Origin of the sequence: Burkholderia sp. 22313 (assembly GCF_052045245.1) — a bacterium.
Lineage (GTDB): Bacteria > Pseudomonadota > Gammaproteobacteria > Burkholderiales > Burkholderiaceae > Burkholderia.
In genome coordinates, this window is record NZ_JBQEON010000082.1 from 1 (window position 1) to 889 (window position 889).

Sequence of the window (889 nt, forward strand, 5' to 3'; positions counted from 1 at the left end):
GGTGATCGCGCCGGTCACGTAGTACGGGAAGATGCCGGGCAGGATCGCCTGGCGCCACCATTGCCAGCCGCGGATCCGGAAGTTCGTCGCGGCTTCGCGATAGTCGTTTGGATAGGACGTCGCACCGGCAATCACGTTGAACAGGATATACCACTGCGTGCCGAGCACGATCAGCGGCGACAGCCAGATGTCGGGATTCAGGTGGAAGCGCGCGATCACGATCACGAACACCGGGAACAGCAGGTTCGCCGGGAACGCGGCGAGGAACTGCGCGAGCGGCTGCAGCTTCTCGGCCAGCCGGGGACGCAGCCCGACCCACACGCCGATCGGCACCCAGATCACGGACGCGATCGAGATCAGCACGACCACGCGCAGCAGCGTGATGAGCCCGAGCACGATCACGTGGCCGACCTCGGCCATCGTGACGCCGGTCGACACGAAGCTGACGACGCGCCACACGATATAGGCCGTGCCGATCAGCACCAGCACCGCCCACGAAATGTCGACCGTGCGCGACGCCTTCTTCTCGACCTTCGGCAGCGTGAAGCGCATCGCGCCCGACAGCGGCAGCCGCAGCGGGATCCGCGCGGCCTTCGCGAAGAACCAGCCGGCCGGCACGAGCAGCTGATGAATCAGGCGCGTGCGGCGCACGAGGTCGAGCAGCCAGGATTGCGGCGCATCGCCCGACGCGGTGTTCTCCATCCGGAACTTGTCGGCCCAGGCGATCAGCGGGCGGAACAGGAGCTGGTCGTACGCGAGGATCACGACCGTCATCGTCAGGATCACCCAGCCGATCGCGCCGAGATTCTTGTCCGAGATCGCCTGCGCGAGATACGCGCCGATCCCCGGCAGCGTGATCGTCTGGTTGCCGACGGTGATGGCTTCCGAC

At 66.4% G+C, this 889-nt stretch carries 1 protein-coding gene; it reads right to left on the reverse strand.

Features of this window, described 5'->3' with window-relative positions; all coding sequences use genetic code 11:
- A partial coding sequence (locus ACTJKF_RS31365; protein ID WP_440629013.1) for an ABC transporter permease subunit occupies window positions 1–889 on the reverse strand: 889 nt, incomplete at both ends.